The sequence below is a fragment of the Proteus sp. MB838 genome (genome assembly GCF_054767435.1).
In genome coordinates this window covers 49,414-71,466 of sequence record NZ_BAABMO010000008.1, presented here as the reverse complement: position 1 = coordinate 71,466, position 22,053 = coordinate 49,414, and the positions used below count along the sequence as shown (strand labels likewise).

Genomic DNA, 22,053 nt, shown 5'->3' with positions numbered 1-22,053 from the left:
ATAGGCTGATGAAGCTTTTAAATAAAAAGGGCTTTACAAATATAGTGAATGTATTGATAAAATTAATTAGTTAATTTTATAATAAAAAAGGAGCTTTAAGGCTCCTTTTTGTCTTGTGCATTATATCTATGCTCTGATTATTGCTGGTAATAATCTACATACCAATCCACAAACTGCTTCACACCATACTCTACTGCAGTGTTGGGTGAAAAACCTGTTGTCTGAGCTAAATCGCTACAATCAGCACAGGTTGAAAGTACATCACCATCTTGCATCGGCATTAAGTTCAATTTAGCTTTAATATTGAGTGATTTTTCTATTGCTGTAATAAAATCCATTAACTTTGTAGGTTGCCCATTACCCACATTATATATTTTATAAGGTGCAGAACTTGATGAAGTTTCCCCCTGCTCTACGGTCCAATTTGGGTTGGGTTGAGGAATAATATTAATTAAACGTACCACAGAACTGACAATATCATCGACATAAGTGAAATCACGGGTCATATTTCCGCCATTATAAACATCGATAGGCTCACCCGCTAACATAGCTTTAGTAAATTTAAATAGTGCCATATCAGGACGCCCCCAAGGACCATATACGGTAAAAAATCGCAGTCCTGTTGTGGGTAGCTGATATAAATGAGAATAGCTATGAGACATTAATTCGTTGGCTTTTTTCGTCGCAGCATAAAGTGATACCGGATGATCAACACTATCTTCTGTAGAGAAAGGTTGCTTTTGATTTAAACCATATACCGAGCTTGATGACGAATAAATCAAATGCCCAACGTTATGATGGCGACAACCTTCTAATATATTAATATGGCCTACAATATTAGCATCGATATATGCCATTGGGTTTTCAATTGAATAACGAACGCCAGGCTGAGCCGCCAAGTGAATAACTCGATCAAAACGGTGATCAGCAAATAATTGCGTAATACTCACTGAATCTGTAATATCAATTTTCTCAAATTGGAAGTTATCCAACTGATTAAGTTTAGCTAATCGTGCTTCTTTTAAGCGCACATCATAATAATCATTGAGATTATCTATCCCGATAACATGATAACCCATTTCTATCAAACGCTGGCTTAAATGATAGCCAATAAATCCTGCTGCACCTGTTACTAATATTTTCATATTATACTCAAATAACCCAATTAATTGATTTCTGCGCTAAACGCTATCATGCTTAATATCACCTCAATTAACATCATAACGCTTAACCTTGTCAATGCCGATATATATATCAATATTAGCACTGTAATTTATCATCTTTTATAGCAGTACTTTTAAGCTTTAAGCCATAAATAAATGCCGCACCACATTATAAAATTAAAATGACAGTGCGACACTATTAACAAGATAAATCGTTAAATTTTGTTACTCAACACATTAAGCTTGCAGTGATTTTATCCATTTCGTGAACTCTTCGCCAAACTCTTCGTGCTGTAAACCATATTCAACAAAAGCTTTCATATAGCCTAATTTATTACCACAATCGTGGCTTTTCCCTTGTAGGTGATAAGCTTCTACAGGCTCTTTTTCAATTAACATTGCAATCGCGTCAGTTAATTGAATTTCATCCCCTGCTCCTGGTGCGGTTTTGGCTAATAAAGGCCAAATGTTTTCAGACAACACATAACGACCAACAATAGATAAATTTGAAGGTGCTTCTTCTTTCTTCGGTTTTTCTACCACACGAGTAATGGGTTTACTGTCGCCAGGCTGTAAATGTTCTCCCATGCAGTCAACAATCCCGTAGTTAGATACTTCCTCTTCAGGAACAGGCTCTACTAAAATTTGACTTGCGCCAGATTGTTCAAAATGAGAAAGCATCTCTTTTAAATTAACCTTAGTCAGATCAGCACTATATCGGTCTAAAATAACATCCGGCAAGATAACAGCGAAAGGCTCATCACCCACCAAAGGTTTTGCACATAAAATGGCATGGCCTAACCCTTTTGCTATTCCTTGGCGAGTTTGCATAATAGTAACGTGACTTGGACAAATACCTTGTACTTCTTCCAACAACTGACGTTTAACTCGTTTTTCTAAAATAGCTTCTAATTCAAAACTGGTATCAAAATGGTTTTCAATAGAATTTTTTGAAGAGTGTGTAACTAGCACAATTTCATTGATGCCAGCTGCAATACATTCATTAACAACATATTGAATTAAAGGTTTATCAACAACAGGTAGCATCTCTTTTGGGATAGCCTTGGTGGCAGGCAACATTCTTGTTCCTAGCCCTGCAACAGGGATCACCGCTTTTCTTACTTTACGCACCACTGATGACATTACTCTTCTCCTACAAATTAAGTACCATGATATTCCTATGATGTTATGGTACATATAAAAAAATAATCGCCAGAGTATACCAGCTAATATCTACGGATAAACAGAGCATCATCGCTTAATTGAGATTGTTCTTCATTTATGTTTAATATATGTGCAATAACAGATTTTATTTAATCTAAATTTAACGTTTATGTATAGGTGAGAACATTAAATTAATTTTATGGTGCTGATTCCAAATTTTACATTGCCAATCTATTCCCACACACTTTATTTGGTTAATATATAAAGAGTGTAGTGTTCCTAAAGGTATACCACTATTTAAAACATATTTTTTATTCTCTGTTTTTATTTCAGCTCGTAGTCCTGCTGACGCTAATAATATATTTTTTTCCTTGGTGTGGTAATAACCTAAAATCAGCGGGAATGATCCTCTCACCCCCATATCCTCAAGCATTTTATTGATTTTATTCAATATGTTATACATACTAGGTAAGAAGCGTCTTTTCTCAGTAGCTTTTAGGAAACGATTAAAAACCACCCTTAAAAGCAGCGCAACGAGTAACCCATTTTCTTCATCATTAGAGACGTCAACACAGTAAAAAATGATTTGATCTTTTGATAAAGTCGCTATATCAAATAACAACCCCATTTGGGATGCATCATTTAATTGACGATAATTAACATTATATCCTGCGACAATTTGTTTAACTTGCGGTTGCATCTGTTTAACAAAGGATTGAATATAATGAGGCTGTTCTCGTAAGTTATTCCAAAGAGGTCCAAGTTGTCCCCTTGCAATTAATTCAGACTCAAAAAAACCTGGACATAATACTTCAATGACCTTCTGTTTTAACTTAGCTAAATTAGTTACGGGCTTAAGAAAAACGTCCTGAGCGCCAAAGCGCAACATATCATCAATTTCAGCCATGTTGTCAGTACATGAAATAGCAATAACAGGGAAAGACCAATGACGCTGCTCTAGATGACATAAAAAAGTCGGCCCATTCATAACAGGCATTCTGATATCACATAAAATAAGATCAGGTCTTAGTCCCTCTTCAAGTAACAACAATGCTTGGCTACCATTGTCAGTCGCATAAACGCAAGCCTTTTCGTGTGAAAAATACTCAGTGAGCATGGTGCGAAATACAACCTCATCATCAATAATGAGAATTTTTTTACCGACTAAGGCTTTATTCATTAGTAATACCCATAACTATCATTTCACTTGCAGTTTATTTAGCGTTACATTATTAGTTTAGTTCAACATTGACGTTTATTATTCCTAATCGCTATTTTTCTGATGGGGATCGTCGTATAAAAATGGATCAGGACATTACCTTGTCAAATTTATGCCCCTGCAATAGCCAATTGCCTTATAGTGAGTGCTGTGAGCCTTACTTATTAGGGACAAAAAATGCCCCTACAGCTCAAGCGTTAATGCGCTCTCGCTATAGTGCTTTTGTGACTCATAATGCAGATCACCTAATCAAAACATGGCACCCTTCGTGTCGTACACCTTCTTTACGGGATGAGTTAATCGCCACGTTTCCCAATACACAATGGCTAGGGTTACATATTATATCGGCACAAGAAAACCCTCGTGATAACGAAGCCTTTGTTGAATTCTCAGCTTGCTTTATTGAAATAAATGCTGATGATAAGCAGTATCTACATGAACGCTCTCGTTTTCTAAAAATAGACGACTGCTGGTTTTATATTGATGGTGTACAGCCTAAAGTAGGACGAAACGATCCCTGTCCTTGTGGCTCAGGCCGTAAATACAAAAAATGTTGTGAACACAATAGAAAATAATTGCAAACACAGAAGTAAATTAAAGGATTTATCCATACATGCAACACCAAAATACTCAAAAGAAAATACTACGTACTATTTGTCCAGATGCGAAAGGACTTATCGCAAAAATTACTAATATTTGTTATAAACATCAGCTCAATATTGTTCAAAATAATGAGTTTGTTGATCATCGCACTGGCCGCTTTTTTATGCGTACTGAGCTAGAAGGCATTTTTAATGATGAAACCTTTTTAGCCGATTTAGATGATGCACTTCCACAAGGCTCACAGCGAGAGCTTAATACTGCCGGTCGCCGCCGTATCGTCATTATGGTCACTAAAGAAGCCCATTGTATTGGTGACCTCTTAATGAAAAGCGCTTTTGGTGATCTGGATGTTGAAATTGCAGCAGTTATTGGTAATCACGACACGCTAAAACACCTTGTTGAGCAATTTGGGATCCCTTTCCATCTCATTAGTCATGAAGGGTTAACCCGTGATCAGCATGATGAAAAACTGATAGCACAAATTGACCAATACAAACCTGATTATGTGGTATTAGCTAAATATATGCGTGTATTAACCCCCGCATTTGTACAACATTACCCAAATCAAATTATTAATATTCATCATTCTTTCTTACCGGCATTTATTGGCGCCCGCCCATATCATCAAGCCTATGAACGTGGTGTAAAAATTATTGGCGCCACAGCTCACTATGTAAATGATAATTTAGATGAAGGCCCTATTATTACTCAAAATGTAATAAACGTAGACCACACTTTTTCAGCAGAAGATATGATGCGCGCAGGACGGGATGTAGAGAAAAACGTACTAAGCCACGCCCTCTATTGGGTGCTCTCGCAACGTGTTTTTGTTTATGGCAACAGAACAATTATTTTGTAGGCTTACCCGTTTTAAATTAGTGTAACTACGACACAAGCCTAAAGTAACAAGAGCCTGAGATAGTTATTTTATCACAGGCTCTTTTTATTTTTTGTTACACATCCAAGTCAATCACTATAGCTTTCTATCTAAAATCAATACGATATAGCACAACAGTTAAGCAAAGCGGATATTTTTACAGCAGTTGATCGCTTTTTCTTAAAATAGCACTTTACACATCTCAGGTATTTGGTATTATTGCGCCCGCTGTCACGGACAGCAAGACAATTTAATGTTGGTGGGATACCCAAGCGGCCAAAGGGAGCAGACTGTAAATCTGCCGTCACAGACTTCGAAGGTTCGAATCCTTCTCCCACCACCATCTTCAATACTCTTCACTATTTTTTCATTCCAATTCTTTTATTAAATCAACAAACCTGTTCAATATACTCGAGTGATATTTAGATTTATAGATATAACAATTATAAATCAGTTCCGTTTGTGTTAAAGGTATAAAGCACAGTTGCTTTTCATCCTCACTTTTAATCGGGTTTTCATCAGTAAATAATAGCGAATGGTGAGTTTGAATAAAGTTTAAACAACAGTTTAAATCATCCATCAATCTAATACTGATAGGTTTACCCTGATCCGCTATTTCATTTTCTAATTTCTTTATTTTTGCTGTTTTATATAAAGCGGGATCACATAACCAAATATTTTCTTTTAGCAATGTATTGATATTCTCTTGTGCTTTTTGTGCTAAGATTTGTTGGCAACATATTCCTAGATATTTATTTTTAACTTGATGTATTAAGCTAAACTTTTCACTAATAATTTTATCTGAGCTTAAGATTAACGTGTTTCCATCATAATCTGGTATCTCTTCAAAATTATCTTTCGAAAATCTCATCATATTTATATGTGAACAATTCTTATTGGCTGCTTGATAGAGTGCTGTTAAATATTGACTTTTACCCCAATCATAATAAACATGAATGCTATTATTAATAATGCCCGATGTGTGTTTTTTTGTTATCTCTTTTTCTTGCAGATAAAGTGATTTTAAATCATTATAGAGTTCTAACCCTTCTTGCGTTAAACTCATACCAAACTTTTCCCGCTTAAACAAGCGCTTCCCTAGCACGGCTTCAAAATCTTTGATTGATTTCGCTACAGGTGGTGTCGTTCGGTTCATCACACGAGCAGCTTTACTTAAGGATCCATTTTCAACGACGGCCATAAAGGCCTCTAATTTACGAGAAAAAAACATAATCCACCATTCCTTTGCTGTGTTAAACAAAACAATTAAATTAATTTTATTAATATAAATAAAACACATATTAACTGAAAGAAATCCATGCGAAATAAATATTATTTTTAATTATCTTCACCTCCTATAAATATAATTTATAATTCAATTGATATTTTTATTCTGTCATTTTGCTTTACATATAAAAAATGATAATACTTATATTCTTCTATCAAAGAATAGTTTATGTTTCTACTTTATTTAATTAATATTTTTTGTTAGGCATAAACTTATTAATATTATTAGTTGCCATCCATTTTGCTATTTGGCTACGATTTATCTATATCACGCGATTATATCTCGATGACAGGTATTAACATTGGTATGTAACTGACTTACATTTATTTCATTATCCTGTTAGTATAAGTTATCCTATTATTCAATCTATAAATGGTTATAGTCACATGAAATTTGTCTCATTCAATATTAATGGATTACGTGCTCGCCCTCATCAGCTCGAAGCCATTGTAGAAAAACACCAACCCGATGTTATTGGACTGCAAGAAACAAAAGTTCATGATGATATGTTTCCATTAGAAACTGTCAGTGCCTTGGGCTACCACGTTTTTTATCATGGACAGAAAGGCCATTATGGTGTGGCTTTGTTAACTAAGGCGAAACCTGTCGCGGTACGTAAAGGATTCCCTGGTGATGGTGAAGAAGCTCAGCGTCGTATGATCATGGCGGACATTGAAACCCCCGCTGGATTATTAACGGTAATGAATGGTTATTTTCCTCAAGGTGAAAGTCGTGATCATGAGACAAAATTCCCTGCTAAAGCAAAATTCTATGCTGATCTACAGCAGTATCTGACCACCAGCTTAACGCCTTCCTCTCCCGTACTGATTATGGGGGATTTAAATATTAGTCCAACCGATAAAGATATCGGTATCGGCGAAAATAATATGAAACGTTGGCTAAAAATGGGTAAATGTTCATTTTTACCGGAAGAGCGAGAGTGGTTAGCAACGCTTATGGGTTGGGGATTAACCGATACTTACCGCGCCCAACATCCTGAAGTCGAAGACCAATTTTCTTGGTTTGATTATCGCTCAAAAGGCTTTGATGATAACCGAGGCTTACGTATCGATTTACTGCTAGCAAGTCGTTGCTTAGCAGATAATTGTATTTCAACCGGCATTGACTACGATATTCGTGCGATGGAAAAACCTTCCGATCACGCACCTGTTTGGGCCGAGTTTAAGCTTTAATTCCCTCTCTCCCCTTATTGATAAACCCCACTTCAAATAGATTAAAAGTGGGGTTTATTTATATATTAGTTAGCGTCTTACACAATCAACTAAGCATCACTCTTTATATTGCGATTCGTAGATTGAGACTGCGCTGAACGACTTTTCCCTTGTGCACTTTTTTTCGTCGCACCTTTACGTTTTTTATTCTGCGCAGGCGCAGGCAGGTTTCTAAACGCTTGAATATTAGGACGACGTTTAGCTTGAGTAATTAATTCAAATAGTGTGTTACTTAATGGCATCATAAAATCTTGATACTTAAATTGCTTCTCACTAATTTGCGTTAATATTGATTCCCAATGAGCGGTCATATCGGGTAATGTCGCCATATCTGGCAAAACATGAATTAATGCTCTTCCTGCTGGTGTCGAGTTGATAGCTCGCCCTTTCTTTTGCAGAAAGCCGCGTTTAAACAGTAATTCAATAATACCAGCCCTAGTCGCTTCAGTACCTAGCCCATCCGTCGCTCTTAGGATTTTCTTTAGCTCTTTGTCTTGCACAAAACGTGCAATACCGGTCATAGCCGAAAGTAGCGTAGCATCTGTAAAAGGTCTTGGTGGTTGGGTCTGCTTGGCAACAATTTCGCCTTTTTCACAAAGTAACTCATCACCTTTAGCCACAATAGGTAAGGCGCTACCATCATTTTCCGCATCTTGCTCTTTACTACCTAATAAGGTACGCCAGCCGGCTTGTGCTAAAAATCGTGCCTTAGCAATAAACTTTCCATTCTCAATATCGAGTTCAATCACACATTTGCGGTACACCGCATCTGGCATAAATTGCATTAGATATTGTCGGGCAATCAAATAGTAAATATTCTTTTCATTTTCACTTAATGAAATATTACCTGTTTTCGCAGTAGGAATAATGGCATGGTGCGCATCTACTTTCTTGTCATCCCAGCAACGGTTCTTTTTATCAATATCTAATGTTTCTTGTGGTAAAAGACTATTATCATGCACACTAATGGCATTCATCACCGCATGACGCCCAGCAAAGTGTTCATCAGGCAGATAGCGACTATCGGAGCGTGGATAAGTAATAAGTTTATGCGTTTCATATAAGCGTTGACATGTGTCTAACACTTGTTGAGCACTTAAACCAAAGCGTTTCGCCGCTTCAATTTGTAAAGCAGATAATGAAAAAGGCAAAGGTGCTATTTCAGACTCTTGTTTATCTTGATAATCGGTAACATTAGCAGGCTTGCCAGCTATTCTATCAACAACATGCTCTGCTAATTTGCGATGTAATAAACGCCCTTCTTCATCTTGCCAAGGCTCGCAGTGTTCACTCGGCTGCCAAATAGCGGTAAATCGCTCATCTGCAGGAGTAACGATATGCGCTTTGACTTCAAAAAAATCTTTCGGTACAAAGTTTTCAATTTCTTCATCACGGCGTACGACTAAACCTAGCACCGGGGTTTGTACTCGCCCAACAGAAAGTACGCCTTGGTAACCATTGCGCTGTCCTAATAACGTGTAAGCGCGTGTCATGTTAATGCCATATAGCCAATCCGCCCTCGCTCTTGCTAAGGCAGAAACACATAATGGAATAAATTCATGATTGTAGCGGAGCTTATCAATTGCTCGAGATACCGCGGCGGGGTTTAAATCGTTAATCAGGCAGCGACGTGCCTGTTTTCTTTGAGCATCACTAATATTAAGGTAATTAAGTACTTCATCTACTAACAGTTGCCCTTCGCGATCGGGGTCTCCTGCGTGGATCACTTCATCGGCTTGTTTTAGTAATGTGTTGATCGTATCTAGCTGTTTTTTCACATCAGCGCGCGGTTTGAGTTGCCATTTATTCGGAATAATGGGCAAATCATCTAACGACCAACGCGCATAGCGCGGATCATATGCATCCGGCTCAGCCTGCTCAAGTAAATGACCAACACACCACGTCACATACTGGTTATCACCACAAACAATAAAACCATCACCACGTTTATGCGGTTTTGGTAATACATCAGCAATAGCTCGAGCAAGGCTGGGTTTTTCTGCAATAAATAATCTCATTACGTTAGTTTGTCACTTCAATTAACGCTCTTCCTGCTTTCGGCTCTGTTAATTCACCGATCGAGGTCAAATCAATATTAAAGCGTTTAGCAACTTCTTTTACTTGCTCAACGGCTTCTGGCTGTACTGCCAGTAATAAGCCACCTGAAGTTTGCGGATCACATAATAATTTACGTTGCATTTCGCTGATATTACCAATCAAATGGCCATAACTTTCAAAATTACGTCCAGTACCGCCCGGTACACATCCTTGCTCTATATACGCTTCTACTTCAGGTAATCGTGGTACTTGTGAAAAGTGAATAGTGGCTTGTAATCCAGAGCCTTCACAAATCTCGCTAAGGTGACCTAATAGACCAAAACCTGTCACATCGGTCATTGCCGTAACCCCTTCAATATCAGAAAAATCAGTACCCGCTTTATTCATACGGCACATAATTTCAGTAGCTAGGCCCTGATGCTCAGGTTTTAATAAGCCTTTTTTCTCTGCGGTAGTTAATACCCCAATACCTAAAGGTTTAGTTAAAAAAAGTTGGCATCCTGCTTTAGCAGCACTGTTTTTCTTAATTTTACTCACCGGTACAACGCCCGTTACCGCTAAACCAAAAATAGGCTCAGGGGCATCAATCGAATGCCCACCAGCAAGGGAAATCCCCGCTTCTTGACAGGCGGCTCGCCCACCTTCGATAACTTCACGAGCAATTTCAGGCGCAAGTTTATCAATTGGCCAACCTAAAATTGCTATTGCCATAATAGGTTTACCCCCCATAGCGAAAATATCACTAATCGCATTAGTCGCCGCAATACGCCCAAAGTCATAGGGGTTATCAACAATTGGCATAAAAAAATCAGTGGTACTGATAATTCCAGTGCCATTACCTAAATCATAAACAGCGGCATCATCTTTCGTTTCATTACCAACCAATAAATGGGGATCGTGAAACTTAGCCTGTTCACTATGTAAAATCGTTTCCAAAACTTTTGGTGAAATTTTGCAGCCACATCCGGCACCATGACTGTATTGTGTTAAACGAATTGCTTCAGACATAACATGTCATCCTTTTAAAAATAAGTCACAAAATCAGTTAAATCAGCAGGAGAAACCGTTGTAGGTGCTTTCAATGCGGGAGTACCAAGATATAAGAAACCAACAATATGGTCGTGCTCTCCACAACCTAATCCCGCTCTTACCACTGGATCATGAGTCCAAGAGCCTGAACGCCAAATACCACTATAACCTTGTGCCACTGCAGCCATTTGCATCGCCTGAACACAACAGCCTGCCGCAACAATTTGCTCCCATTCAGGAACTTTAGGATGCGCTTTAACTTTGGCAATCACGGTAATAATTAAAGGTGCACGAAAAGGTGCGTTTTTTGCTTTTTCTTCTACCTCAGCACCTAGTTGACTCACCACCGCCGCTTTATGTAATAATTGACTAAAACGCTCAATACCATCCTCTTTCATCACGACAAAGTGCCAAGGTTTAAGGGCGCCATGATCGGGGGCTCTCATACCTGCTTGTAAAATAGCTTCAAGCTGTTGGTTATTTGGGGCTGGAGTAGTCAGTCGAGACGCTGAACGTCGATTTAAAAGCAGTGTTAATGCATCCATTTTTGTATTCTCCTGTCAGTATTATTGTAGCAAAATCCCTTAAGAGCAGGGATAGACAGTTGTTATCAATTCGCAGTATAACAAAATGTTATATTACCACCACCGAGAAATTTAAGCGGATATTTTTAGCTAAAATAGGATTGTACTTAAGCCAATATTGAGCGTTTGTTCAAAATATGAATGTGTTAGCTTTTAGGTGTAATACACTGCCCAAGCGCAATAAAATACGTGACAGACTTTCGCTAGTCGCTATATTAGAATGGTGTTTAAATATTTGCAGTCTAAGTAGTCAATCGAGTTTTGTTATTAAAGGATCGAAGTGAGATGTAGGGAATATTAGCGTTTTTTATTCTAAAAATAGCCGTGACCTTTGCTGTCTATTGCTCACCTGCAAGGCATACTCTCATGTAAATAAGGTATGTTGTGGCTATACAGCTAATTTCTTGAGTCGCTCAATATTGAAATAAATACTTTAATAATAGAAACTTAAACCTTTACCATCAATTCTAGCATAACTGTTTAGGATTAATTTTTAGCTTTACATGATGTGGAGATAATATGAGTAAAATTATGGAGTTAATCGGCACTATTTTTCGATTTAGTTGGCAGGCGATTAACTTTATCAGGAAACTAATCTTAAACGTTATTTTCTTCTTTCTACTTTTTATGGGTGTAGGACTCTATTTCATCGTCCAAGAAACGCAAAAACCTACAGATTATCAAGGTGCATTACTGGTTGATTTAAAAGGCGTTATTGTTGACCAAACAGCTAACCAAAATCCTTTAGGGCAAATGAGCCGAGAGCTTTTGGGTGTTTCGGGTAGCCAGTTACAAGAAAATTCGTTATTCGAAGTCGTTGATACCTTACGCAAAGCAGCGACTGACCCCAAAATTAAAGGAATGGTACTAAAACTTGACGAATTTGCTGGGGCAGACCAACCTTCACTCAATTATGTTGGTAAAGCGCTGACTGAATTTAAAAAAACAGGTAAACCTATCTATGCGATTAGTGGTTATTATAGCCAACCGCAATATTACTTAGCCTCTTATGCAGATAAAATTTATTTAGCATCACAAGGTGCTGTGGGTATTTATGGTTTAGGTTTTAGTAATCTCTATTACAAATCGCTATTAGAAAAACTTAAAGTTAATACCCATATATTCCGTGTAGGAACCTATAAATCAGCTGTTGAACCGCTGATGCGCGATAATATGTCTGATGAAGCCCGAGCCGCATCGAGTCGATTAGTTTCCGTACTCTGGTCTAATTATTTAACGCAAGTTGCAGAAAATCGTAGTATTACCAAGGAAGATGTTTTCCCTGGTGCAAAAGAGATGATAGTTGAGCTGCGTAAAGCCGATGGCGATAATGCTACTTATGCACTTAATCGCAAATTGGTCGATACTGTTAGCTCTTATGCCCAATTTGAAGCGGATATGAAAGAGACCTTTCAATGGGATCATGAAGCTAAGCAGTTTAACAATATTAGTATTTATGATTATGCTGATAACCTCACCGCATTCGCCCCAGAAAACGAAGACGGCAATATTGCGGTTGTGGTCGTTCAAGGCGCAATTATTGATGGTGAAAGCATTCCTGGCTCCGCAGGTGGTTCAACCATTGCTAATCAAATCCGTCAAGCGCGTTTAAATCCTAATATTAGAGCATTAGTATTACGAGTTAATAGCCCCGGTGGTAGTGTGTCTGCATCTGAGCAGATCCGCAGTGAAATAGCCGCCTTTAAACAAGAGAAAAAACATGTCGTGGTTTCAATGGGCGGAATGGCTGCATCAGGGGGATATTGGATCTCTACACCTGCGAGTAAAATTATCGCTAGCCCTTCAACATTAACAGGCTCTATTGGTATATTTGGTGTCATCAATACCTTTGAAAATAGCTTAGAATCAATAGGTGTGCATAGTGATGGCGTGAGTACATCACCTCTTGCAGGGCTTTCGGTAACCAATAAATTACCAGAAGATTTTTCAGAGCTATTCCAACTTAATATTGAAAGTGGCTATAAAACATTCCTGAAATTAGTAGCTGAATCACGTAATAAAACACCGGCACAAGTTGATCGTATTGCGCAAGGTCGTGTTTGGGTTGGCGTTGATGCTAAACAAGTAGGATTAGTTGATGAATTTGGTGATTTCGATGATGCTATTAATGCAGCAGCAACCATGGCAAAAATCAAACAACCAGTCATTGATTGGATGAAACCGGAATTAAGCTTATCAGAGCAAATATTAATGAGCTTATCGGCCAATGCAAAAGCCATTATTCCTGATCCATTACAAGCCTATTTACCTGCACCGGTATTTAAAGAAGTTAAAACACAAACTGAGTTTTATCGTAATATGAACGATCCGCAAAACCGCTATGCGTATTGTTTATCTTGTGGTGATATTCAATAAATAAGTGTGCTCCCGCTCAATATGAGCGGGATTATCTTAGCCTTTGATTATTTTTTAGTTATTTTGCTAAATGGTGTAAATAATGATTTAAAACATCAATTACTGTATTTCAATTGTGCTTTTTGTCTCCCCTTTCTTTTTTTATTCTGCAAACCCCCTATAATCAACTCTTTCTTATCGCTTAATTCATAAGAGTGTTAGGTCTGATGCAAAAAAAATCCATTTACGTTGTGTATACTGGTGGAACTATCGGTATGCAACATTCTGATCACGGCTATATACCTGTATCAGGACATTTACAACGCCAATTAGCTAAGATGCCCGAATTCCATCGTGAAGAGATGCCCAACTTCACAATCAAAGAGCACCTTCCTTTAATTGATTCATCAAATATTACCCCCGAAGATTGGCAATCTATCGCTGATGATATTAGCGAGAATTATTGCCACTATGATGGTTTTGTCATCTTGCATGGTACCGATACCATGGCATTTACCGCTTCTGCACTTTCCTTTATGTTTGAAGGGCTGGCAAAACCAGTTATCGTCACCGGCTCTCAAATTCCATTAGAAGCTTTACGCTCAGATGGACAAACTAACCTATTAAATGCTCTCTATATTGCTGCACATCATCCGATTAATGAAGTTGCACTGTTTTTCAACAATACTCTGTATCGTGGTAATCGTGCGATAAAAGCACATGCAGATGGCTTCAATGCTTTTGCTTCTCCTAATAGTGCGCCTTTATTAGAAGCAGGCATTAATATTAAAACGTTTAAAATAAACCCATTACCTAAGCCAAAAGGTGAGTTTATTGCTCATCATATTACCCCTCAACCAATTGGTGTGGTGACAATATATCCAGGGCTTTCTGATGAGGTGGTGAAAAATATCTTAATGCAACCCGTTAAGGCACTTATTTTGCGATCTTATGGTGTGGGTAATGCTCCTTCTCATCCTGCCTTGTTATCAACGCTACGCGAAGCAACTGAGCGCGGTATTGTCGTTGTTAACCTAACACAATGTATTTCTGGTCGTGTCAATATGGGAGGCTATGCAACAGGACAAGCACTTGCCGATGTTGGGGTGATCAGTGGTTATGATATGACTTTTGAAGCAGCGTTAACTAAACTCCACTATCTACTTAGTCAGCAATATAGCTATACTGAGATCTGCCGTTTAATGCAACAAAACCTCCGTGGTGAAATGACATTAAACGATGACGACTAGGTCTAATCAAAGGTAACTCCTGTGAAAAATTTAGCGTTATTATTAGTTGATCTACAAAATGATTTCTGTACCGGTGGCGCATTGGCTGTTAAGGAAAGTGATACCGTCATAGATACGGCAAATCGACTTATTGATTATTTTCAACGCCATCAGCGTCCTATTATTGCGAGTAAAGATTGGCATCCCGCAGATCATCTCAGCTTTGCAAAAAATTCAGGTACTGTTGTTGGCGAAATTGGCCAATTAAATGGCCGTCCACAAGTTTGGTGGCCAGTGCATTGTGTACAAAATAGTCATGGCGCTGATTTTCATCCCTTATTAAGGGATGATTTAATTAGTCATATTATTTATAAAGGTCAAAATCGACTTATCGATAGTTATAGTGCTTTTTTTGATAATGACCATGAATATCAAACAGGATTACATACTCTTTTACAAAGCATGCAGATCGAGCATCTCACCATTTTAGGGATAGCAACTGATTATTGCGTTAAATTTACCGTGTTAGATGCATTACAATTGGGTTATCAAGTATCAGTGGTTATGGATGGTTGTCGAGGTGTCAATATTCAACCAGATGATAGCCAACTCGCATTTAATCAAATGCAACAACGTGGGGCAGTTTTAGTTGATTCAGTAACAATGCTTAAAAGTGACAAATAATATAAACAACATGATTAGCAATTATCATTCTCTACTTGTATGAATAGTAGAACTAAAAAGTGGTGATTTATCCAAATAATAAACTAATAAATCACCACCGTTACGCTAACTTTCATTATTTAAATTTAAAAACGTCTTAATCATCATCCATTGGTGTTAATGTGGCTAAACGTTCAGCTTGAAATTGCGCTTTTAGCTCTTGTTTGCTTTTCATCGTAATTTGTCCGTTTGTGCCAACAGTCATATGTTCCGGATTATGGTTATTCTGTGCTTGCCATAAGAGAACAATTTGCATGCAATGCTCTTTTTGCTCTGCCGTGAGTGCAACGCCGTCTGGCCATTTACCTAGCTCAACTGCGGTAGAAAGACGTTGATAAATCTCAGGTGTGACCATTGAAATTAAATCATTAACTTCCATTGATTGCTCCATATATCAAATTACCACGCAAAAGCTGAATCGTTTTTTTATTTGTTAATTTATTGTTAATAGTAACTGTTTAGCCCTTTTGCACTTCACCTGTTTCTGTATTGCTAAATGCCAAAGAGGCAGAATTAACACAATAACGTTGTCCTGTCGGTGCTGGGCCATCATTAAATACATGCCCTAAATGAGCACCACATTGATGACAGCGGATCTCTGTTCTTTTCATATTATGCGAAAAATCATCAAGATAAAGAATTGCATCATCACTTACAGGTTGATAAAAACTTGGCCAGCCACATCCTGCATCAAATTTAGTTTCCGAATAAAACAAAGGCGCAGAACAACATAAGCAATGATAAATACCTGTTTCTCTATTATGTAATAATTTACCACTAAACGGCGGTTCAGTACCCCGCTGTTGCGTCACATAATGCTGCATTTCATTGAGGTTTGATAAATCAATGTGATTGTTATCACTTGAAATATGCACTTTTTTTTCATTATTGCTCATAAACACCTCACACTGACAAAAATGTTTTTTAAAACAACAGCAAATAATAACAAAGATTTAACAACAAATCTGGAAAATATAGTCTAAAATCAATGAGAGTAATCTTTAGTTTTTGAAATGTGATACATTTCACATAACGGAGCAAAGGTAACTTCATTTATCGGCAATGATCCCGATAATACACAGCGTAATATTTATCTAAAACGACCAATCCTTAAGCAAAAAGTGTTTTTTTAATTGATTTTTTGCAATTATTGACACGATTCCGCTTGACGACTGGCGCGGTTTTGGTAACTTTAGAAGCAACTTTTTAATTCACTAATAAAGCTGGTGGAATACATATGACTATCAAAGTAGGTATTAATGGTTTTGGTCGTATCGGCCGCATCGTTTTCCGTGCTGCACAAGAACGTTCAGATATCGAAATCGTAGGTATTAACGATCTGTTAGACGCAGAATACATGGCATACATGCTGAAATACGATTCAACTCATGGTCGTTTCAACGGTACTGTTGAAGTAAAAGATGGCCACCTCGTTGTTAATGGTAAAACCATCCGCGTAACATCAGAAAGAGATCCAGCAAACCTGAAATGGAACGAAATTGGTGTTGATGTTGTTGCTGAAGCAACTGGTCTGTTCTTAACTGACGAAACTGCACGTAAACACATCCAAGCTGGTGCGAAAAAAGTTGTTCTGACTGGTCCTTCAAAAGACAGCACACCTATGTTCGTTATGGGTGTAAACCACAAATCATATGCAGGTCAAGATATCGTTTCTAACGCATCTTGTACAACTAACTGCTTAGCGCCTTTAGCAAAAGTTATCAACGACAAATTCGGTATCGTTGAAGGTCTGATGACAACTGTTCACGCAACAACTGCAACTCAACGTACTGTTGATGGTCCTTCAATGAAAGACTGGCGTGGTGGTCGTGGTGCTTCTCAAAACATCATCCCTTCATCAACTGGTGCTGCTAAAGCAGTAGGTAAAGTTATTCCTGAACTGAACGGCAAACTGACTGGTATGTCTTTCCGTGTTCCTACTCCTAACGTTTCTGTTGTTGACTTAACTGCACGTCTGGAAAAACCAGCAACTTATGCTCAAATCTGTGAAGCAATCAAAGAAGCTGCCGAAGGCGAACTGAAAGGCGTTCTGGGTTACACTGAAGATGCAGTTGTTTCAACTGACTTCAACGGTGAAGTATTAACTTCAGTATTCGATGCTAAAGCAGGTATCGCGCTGAATGACAACTTTGTTAAATTAGTTTCTTGGTACGATAACGAAGTTGGTTATTCAAACAAAGTTCTAGATCTGATTTCTCATATCTCTAAATAATTAGAGTTTAGAAAGCCAAGATTGATTTTAGAGCCACCCTTTCGGTGGCTCTTTTATTTTTTTACTCGGCAGTTTATTGTATTCAAATAGTCCGCGACATAAGGTTATAAAATAATGAATGAGAAAATTTTTTCTTTGCCGGTTATTGAACAAATATCACCTTACTTAAGTCGACGCCAATTAGGTGAACTCCCTATTCTGGTGATCTCTCACCCCAAAGTACGTGCGGCTATTAGTCTTCAAGGAGCCCATCTTATCGCATGGCAACCCGCACAAACGCATCCCGTTTTGTGGCTCAGTGAAGATGCCTTATTTACTCCCGGTGTTGCTATTCGTGGTGGTATCCCTATTTGTTGGCCTTGGTTTGCCTCAGCGGGAACCCCAAGCCATGGATTTGCACGTATCTTACCTTGGGAATTTAGTGCTCATTCTGAACAAGAAGACGGAGTGCTTATCACCATGACACTCAAAGAAAGTGCACAAACTCAAAAGTATTGGCCTCATGAATTTACTGTTATTGCTCGATTTAAATTAGGTGATACCTGTGAAATTGAATTAGAGTCATACGGTGACTATGAAGCCACTGCGGCGCTACACTCCTATTTTAATGTCAGTGATATCGATAAAGTTTCCATTACAGGCCTTGGTGGTCACTATATTGACACAGTGGCGGATAAAGAAGTTTATACCGACGAAACAGCCCTACGCTTTAACGGCCGTACTGACAGACTTTATACTGAACCTGAAGATTTTAATCTTATTCATGATGATGGTTGGGATCGTACTATTGAGGTTCACCATTATCATCACAGTGATGTCGTTTGTTGGAATCCGGGTGCAGAACTCGCCAGTTCAATGAAAGATATGAGCTCAGGTGGTTACCGTAAAATGGCATGTGTTGAAACAGCTCGTATTCATCGTCCACTTAAACCGGATAATGTTCATCCTGGACGTTTATCTGCTGTAATACGCGTACGCAAAAATATTGCTGAAAAATAGTTTGCCACTCTACTTTGTCGAACAAAAAAGCTTCGAACAAATTCGAAGCTTTTAGTTATCGAAAGCAACTTAACTTACCGTTTTACCGTTTTACCGTTTTACCGTTTTACCGTTTTACCGTTAGAAAGTATAAGTGACACCTGTCCATAAAATAGCCGTTACCGATTTATTTACCATCGGGCTATCTTTAACTTCGCTGGGTAAGCGATCCACTCGTCCCATCGCGAAGAAATCCCAGTTTTCAGCAAACTTATAGTTAGCTGAGATTTCCACATAAGGTCTCCAGCTATCATTTGGTCGATATTCTGCTAAACCACTACGCTGAGATTCTCCCTGACTAATCCCATATGCGTAACGATTCTGCTTTTTATTTTCCCAAACAGCACCAATTCCCGGTTGAAGTGACCAATTGCCTAATTCAAAAGGATAAAGGTAAGCAGCATCAGCAATAATGCCATTACTTTTACCTAAAAGATCACCAGAAATAATTCCTCGTAAACTTCCCCATGACTCATGATGTTTATAGGTAAATCCACCCATGACGGTATCACGGCGACGATTAAGTTTTTTCATCTGCTCATCATCAGAGTCACTTGGTTTAAATGCTTGTGGGTAATAGTGAACATCGACAGACAGCTGATCTTTCGGTGAATTCCATAAATAATATCCTGCGGCTAATGTCGCAAAATAGAAATTTTCAGATTGATAATTAACCAAAGGTACAGGTAATAAATAGTCTTTAGATTTAGCACCCTTATAAGGTGTTACTTGTGATAATACAGAACCCCCTATTGACCATTCTCCCGCGAAGGCTGTCGGTGTACTCAATCCAGCGATTATGGCTAAAGAAATAACAATTTTCTTTTTACTCACGATGATTTTCCATATTGTCTTTGATAAAACAGTGACCAAAAAACGACTGTTGTTATGGTGCACTAAAAGTTAGCTAATAGATTACAATCATTTTATTTTTTACATAAAATGACTGGCAATAAGTGCTTGTCCTAATGCAATTCCACCATCACCAGATGGCAATATCATAGGGGTTAATACCTTTTTATTGTTTAATTTTTGCTTAAACAGATCCTTAAGTAAGATATTATTGAATACCCCTCCTGTTAAAACAATAGTATCAATCTGATGTTCTTGCGCAGCTTGCAGAGCAATATCACCCAAACTTTCGGCTAATAAATAGTGAAATAACCAAGCCTTCTCACTGGTATTCAATGTGATGCTTTCCCATTGTGACCAGAAAATGGACAAATCAACATGCTTATCTTTTACAGGCATTAAATGTCCATATTGCTTGATGATATCAGCATACCGATCTACGTGACACTGTAACGCAGCACTTTGTAAGTAGCATGCCGCTTCGCCTTCCCAGCTTATTTGTTTAGGTGATAATCCCAAAGAGCAAGCAACTGCGTCAAATAATCGTCCACAAGATGATGCTAGCGGTGAATTTAAACCACGAGCCACTGCCTTACTCAAAATCTGTAACTCAGTGAGCGGAATTGCTTGGGTGATAACACTACCTTGCCAATCTTTTGTAAAAGTAGCTAAATGTGCGAACCAATTTCGCCAAGGCTGTATTGAAGCTAAATTTCCTCCCGGCATAGCAACCGCAGGTAGCCCGCCAATACGTTGGGATTTTTTATAATCCACCAGCAAACACTCGCCTCCCCATAAAGAGCCATCTTGTCCATACCCTAAACCATCAAGGGCTATACCAATTACTGCGCCTTGTTGCTGTGTATGTCCATGCTCTGCTAAACAAGAGACAATATGTGCATGGTGATGGGGAACTTCTATAACAGGAATATGTTGCTGTTCAGCTAGCTGTTTACCTATTTGATGGCTGATATAATTAGGATGAGCATCAATGGCAATCGCTTTGGGCGTAAAACGATAGATCTGTTGAAACAGCGTGAGTGATTTCAGTAATTGTTGCCTCACACTTAAATCATCTAAATCACCTAAATGCGGCCCCATAATAGCTTGGTGCTCTTTTAAGAGACAAAACACATTTTTCAGATCCCCTCCTAAAGCCAAAATTGCAGGTTGTGCATCAAAAGTGGTTGGCAATGCGATAGCATCTGGTACATAACCCCGTGAACGGCGGATCATTACACACTGATCATCTTCAATACGCACTAATGAATCGTCCGCTCTTTGTATAATCTCCCTATTATGCATTAGAAATAATTCTGCAATATCACCAAGCTGATTTAACGCCTCTTCATTGGTTAATGCAGGAGTGTGTCCCGTCGCATTACCAGAGGTCATGACTAATGGAATTTGCGTTTCATGTGCGAGAAGATGTTGTAAAGGATTAGCTGGTAACATAACACCCACTTCTGTTAATCCAGGTGCAATCAGTTCACTTAATGAAATAGGGGCGATTTCTTTAGGAATAAGTACGATAGGTGCTGCGGTACTGGTTAATGTTTCTATCACTTTTGAGTAAAACTCGGCATTATCGTCCGGTTTTTGGAGCTGCTCAATCCCGGTTAACATCACCGCAAGTGGTTTGGCTGGACGATGTTTACGCGCTCTTAAACGCGCAACGCTTTCACTATTGCGTGCGTCACAGACTAAATGAAAGCCACCAATGCCTTTTACAGCAACAATTTTTCCCGCTAATAGCGCCTGACAAGCTTGCGTTAATGCCCGCTCTTTTATTGCAAGTTGTTGCCCTTGATGATCTGCCAACCAAATATGAGGTCCACAGACAGGACAGGCATTAGGTTGTGCATGAAAACGTCTATCTGCGGGATCTTGATATTCATGTTGGCAAATCGGACAAAATGGAAACGCAGACATAGAGGTAAAAGGCCTGTCGTAAGGCATTTTTTTTATAATAGTAAAACGGGGGCCGCAATGGGTGCAGTTTATAAAAGGGTAGTGATAACGACGATTTTGTGGATCAAACAACTCATCAATACAAGCCTGACAAGTCGCTGCATCAGGTACAACTTGTGTATCCATTTCTCCGCCACCACTTTTTACAATAGTAAAGTCCGTGGGGAGTTGCTCCCATTGATAAGGTGTTTGTTCAATACGTTCAATGCGTGCAAGAGGAGGACATTGAGCCGTTAATGCATTAATAAAGTGTTGATTTTGCGGTGATAACGTTAAGTGGATCAATACTCCTAAGCTATCATTACTCACCTGCCCTAATAAACCAAAATGATGTGCTAATTGCCAAACAAAAGGGCGAAAGCCAACACCTTGAACCTTTCCTTTCACACGCAATGTAATGCCGTTACTCATAGGATCACCAAATCAAAATAAGTT

The 22,053-nt window shown here is 38.4% G+C and carries 19 protein-coding genes and 1 tRNA gene; 9 read left to right on the top strand and 11 right to left on the bottom strand.

All coding sequences use genetic code 11. From position 1 onward, the window contains the following. Positions 1-137: 137 nt before the first annotated feature. The 3 genes from ACYUCW_RS05470 to rssB all read right to left on the bottom strand — a co-directional run bounded on the left by ACYUCW_RS05470 (position 138) and on the right by rssB (position 3,507). On the bottom strand, positions 138-1,145 hold the full coding sequence (locus ACYUCW_RS05470) for an NAD-dependent epimerase (RefSeq protein ID WP_017827788.1): 1,008 nt from the start codon (positions 1,143-1,145) through the stop codon (positions 138-140). A 255-nt stretch (positions 1,146-1,400) separates the two neighbouring features. Continuing rightward, entirely contained in the window at positions 1,401-2,306 is a 906-nt protein-coding gene (galU, locus tag ACYUCW_RS05465; RefSeq protein ID WP_004243251.1) for a UTP--glucose-1-phosphate uridylyltransferase GalU, read from the bottom strand. Positions 2,307-2,487: 181 nt separating this feature from the next. After that, a complete protein-coding gene (rssB, locus tag ACYUCW_RS05460; RefSeq protein ID WP_012368013.1) occupies positions 2,488-3,507 on the bottom strand; it encodes a two-component system response regulator RssB in 1,020 nt (339 codons plus the stop codon). 122 nt (positions 3,508-3,629) lie between these two features. Here rssB and ACYUCW_RS05455 point away from each other — a divergent pair, with 122 nt between their 5' ends. The 3 genes from ACYUCW_RS05455 to ACYUCW_RS05445 all read left to right on the top strand — a co-directional run bounded on the left by ACYUCW_RS05455 (position 3,630) and on the right by ACYUCW_RS05445 (position 5,369). Then, positions 3,630-4,121, top strand: a complete 492-nt coding sequence (locus tag ACYUCW_RS05455; protein ID WP_004243253.1) for a YchJ family protein — start codon at positions 3,630-3,632, stop codon at positions 4,119-4,121. 38 nt (positions 4,122-4,159) lie between these two features. Further along, positions 4,160-5,008, top strand: coding sequence for a formyltetrahydrofolate deformylase (purU, locus tag ACYUCW_RS05450; RefSeq protein WP_004243254.1), 849 nt, complete (start codon positions 4,160-4,162; stop codon positions 5,006-5,008). Between the two features lie 276 nt (positions 5,009-5,284). Beyond that, a tRNA-Tyr gene (locus ACYUCW_RS05445) sits at positions 5,285-5,369 on the top strand. Positions 5,370-5,393: 24 nt separating this feature from the next. Here ACYUCW_RS05445 and ACYUCW_RS05440 read toward each other — a convergent pair. Next, a complete protein-coding gene (locus ACYUCW_RS05440; RefSeq protein WP_036896126.1) occupies positions 5,394-6,257 on the bottom strand; it encodes a helix-turn-helix domain-containing protein in 864 nt (287 codons plus the stop codon). 443 nt (positions 6,258-6,700) lie between these two features. Between ACYUCW_RS05440 and xthA the strand changes: the two genes are divergently transcribed. Further along, positions 6,701-7,507, top strand: a complete 807-nt coding sequence (gene xthA, locus ACYUCW_RS05435; RefSeq protein ID WP_004248228.1) for an exodeoxyribonuclease III — start codon at positions 6,701-6,703, stop codon at positions 7,505-7,507. Between the two features lie 89 nt (positions 7,508-7,596). Here the strand turns inward: xthA and ACYUCW_RS05430 are convergent, their stop codons facing one another. From ACYUCW_RS05430 to ACYUCW_RS05420, 3 genes are read right to left on the bottom strand one after another with little or no spacing between them, the layout of a single operon-like run. Further along, entirely contained in the window at positions 7,597-9,564 is a 1,968-nt protein-coding gene (locus ACYUCW_RS05430; RefSeq protein ID WP_004250914.1) for a DNA topoisomerase III, read from the bottom strand. Between the two features lie 4 nt (positions 9,565-9,568). After that, positions 9,569-10,612, bottom strand: a complete 1,044-nt coding sequence (gene selD, locus ACYUCW_RS05425; protein ID WP_004243259.1) for a selenide, water dikinase SelD — start codon at positions 10,610-10,612, stop codon at positions 9,569-9,571. A 14-nt stretch (positions 10,613-10,626) separates the two neighbouring features. Continuing rightward, positions 10,627-11,178 (bottom strand): NAD(P)H nitroreductase, encoded by a 552-nt coding sequence (locus tag ACYUCW_RS05420; RefSeq protein ID WP_004243260.1) that lies wholly within the window; start codon positions 11,176-11,178, stop codon positions 10,627-10,629. A gap of 558 nt (positions 11,179-11,736) precedes the next feature. Here ACYUCW_RS05420 and sppA point away from each other — a divergent pair. The 3 genes from sppA to pncA all read left to right on the top strand — a co-directional run bounded on the left by sppA (position 11,737) and on the right by pncA (position 15,485). Continuing rightward, a complete protein-coding gene (gene sppA / locus ACYUCW_RS05415; protein WP_004248232.1) occupies positions 11,737-13,593 on the top strand; it encodes a signal peptide peptidase SppA in 1,857 nt (618 codons plus the stop codon). Between the two features lie 206 nt (positions 13,594-13,799). Continuing rightward, positions 13,800-14,822, top strand: coding sequence for an asparaginase (gene ansA, locus ACYUCW_RS05410; protein WP_004243262.1), 1,023 nt, complete (start codon positions 13,800-13,802; stop codon positions 14,820-14,822). Between the two features lie 21 nt (positions 14,823-14,843). Continuing rightward, positions 14,844-15,485 (top strand): bifunctional nicotinamidase/pyrazinamidase, encoded by a 642-nt coding sequence (gene pncA / locus ACYUCW_RS05405; protein WP_107337214.1) that lies wholly within the window; start codon positions 14,844-14,846, stop codon positions 15,483-15,485. A gap of 136 nt (positions 15,486-15,621) precedes the next feature. Here the strand turns inward: pncA and ACYUCW_RS05400 are convergent, their stop codons facing one another. Together ACYUCW_RS05400 and msrB are read right to left on the bottom strand one after the other, a co-directional pair. After that, the gene (locus ACYUCW_RS05400) at positions 15,622-15,903 is read right to left on the bottom strand and encodes a YeaC family protein (RefSeq protein WP_004248238.1); all 282 of its coding nucleotides are present in this window, start codon (positions 15,901-15,903) and stop codon (positions 15,622-15,624) included. A gap of 79 nt (positions 15,904-15,982) precedes the next feature. Continuing rightward, the gene (msrB, locus tag ACYUCW_RS05395) at positions 15,983-16,420 is read right to left on the bottom strand and encodes a peptide-methionine (R)-S-oxide reductase MsrB (protein ID WP_004243267.1); all 438 of its coding nucleotides are present in this window, start codon (positions 16,418-16,420) and stop codon (positions 15,983-15,985) included. Between the two features lie 341 nt (positions 16,421-16,761). Here msrB and gapA point away from each other — a divergent pair, with 341 nt between their 5' ends. After that, entirely contained in the window at positions 16,762-17,757 is a 996-nt protein-coding gene (gene gapA, locus ACYUCW_RS05390) for a glyceraldehyde-3-phosphate dehydrogenase (protein ID WP_004243268.1), read from the top strand. A 114-nt stretch (positions 17,758-17,871) separates the two neighbouring features. Further along, entirely contained in the window at positions 17,872-18,756 is an 885-nt protein-coding gene (locus ACYUCW_RS05385; protein ID WP_004243269.1) for a D-hexose-6-phosphate mutarotase, read from the top strand. A gap of 120 nt (positions 18,757-18,876) precedes the next feature. On the opposite strand, the gene ACYUCW_RS05380 is transcribed toward ACYUCW_RS05385, so the two are convergent. Both ACYUCW_RS05380 and hypF read right to left on the bottom strand, forming a co-directional pair. Next, positions 18,877-19,629: a MipA/OmpV family protein gene (locus ACYUCW_RS05380; protein WP_004243270.1), complete on the bottom strand. Its 753-nt coding sequence runs from the start codon at positions 19,627-19,629 to the stop codon at positions 18,877-18,879. Between the two features lie 99 nt (positions 19,630-19,728). Continuing rightward, positions 19,729-22,029, bottom strand: a complete 2,301-nt coding sequence (hypF, locus tag ACYUCW_RS05375) for a carbamoyltransferase HypF (protein WP_036971746.1) — start codon at positions 22,027-22,029, stop codon at positions 19,729-19,731. Between the last annotated feature and the right edge of the window lie 24 nt (positions 22,030-22,053).

Excerpts from the sequence above, each read along its gene's own strand:
- ACYUCW_RS05470 (WP_017827788.1), bottom strand. The coding sequence starts at position 1,145 with ATGAAAATATTAGTAACAGGTGCAGCAGGATTTATTGGCTATCATTTA.
- galU (WP_004243251.1), bottom strand. The coding sequence starts at position 2,306 with ATGTCATCAGTGGTGCGTAAAGTAAGAAAAGCGGTGATCCCTGTTGCA.
- rssB (WP_012368013.1), bottom strand. The coding sequence starts at position 3,507 with ATGAATAAAGCCTTAGTCGGTAAAAAAATTCTCATTATTGATGATGAG.
- ACYUCW_RS05455 (WP_004243253.1), top strand. The coding sequence starts at position 3,630 with ATGGATCAGGACATTACCTTGTCAAATTTATGCCCCTGCAATAGCCAA.
- purU (WP_004243254.1), top strand. The coding sequence starts at position 4,160 with ATGCAACACCAAAATACTCAAAAGAAAATACTACGTACTATTTGTCCA.
- ACYUCW_RS05440 (WP_036896126.1), bottom strand. The coding sequence starts at position 6,257 with ATGTTTTTTTCTCGTAAATTAGAGGCCTTTATGGCCGTCGTTGAAAAT.
- xthA (WP_004248228.1), top strand. The coding sequence starts at position 6,701 with ATGAAATTTGTCTCATTCAATATTAATGGATTACGTGCTCGCCCTCAT.
- ACYUCW_RS05430 (WP_004250914.1), bottom strand. The coding sequence starts at position 9,564 with ATGAGATTATTTATTGCAGAAAAACCCAGCCTTGCTCGAGCTATTGCT.
- selD (WP_004243259.1), bottom strand. The coding sequence starts at position 10,612 with ATGTCTGAAGCAATTCGTTTAACACAATACAGTCATGGTGCCGGATGT.
- ACYUCW_RS05420 (WP_004243260.1), bottom strand. The coding sequence starts at position 11,178 with ATGGATGCATTAACACTGCTTTTAAATCGACGTTCAGCGTCTCGACTG.
- sppA (WP_004248232.1), top strand. The coding sequence starts at position 11,737 with ATGAGTAAAATTATGGAGTTAATCGGCACTATTTTTCGATTTAGTTGG.
- ansA (WP_004243262.1), top strand. The coding sequence starts at position 13,800 with ATGCAAAAAAAATCCATTTACGTTGTGTATACTGGTGGAACTATCGGT.
- ACYUCW_RS05400 (WP_004248238.1), bottom strand. The coding sequence starts at position 15,903 with ATGGAAGTTAATGATTTAATTTCAATGGTCACACCTGAGATTTATCAA.
- msrB (WP_004243267.1), bottom strand. The coding sequence starts at position 16,420 with ATGAGCAATAATGAAAAAAAAGTGCATATTTCAAGTGATAACAATCAC.
- gapA (WP_004243268.1), top strand. The coding sequence starts at position 16,762 with ATGACTATCAAAGTAGGTATTAATGGTTTTGGTCGTATCGGCCGCATC.
- ACYUCW_RS05385 (WP_004243269.1), top strand. The coding sequence starts at position 17,872 with ATGAATGAGAAAATTTTTTCTTTGCCGGTTATTGAACAAATATCACCT.
- hypF (WP_036971746.1), bottom strand. The coding sequence starts at position 22,029 with ATGAGTAACGGCATTACATTGCGTGTGAAAGGAAAGGTTCAAGGTGTT.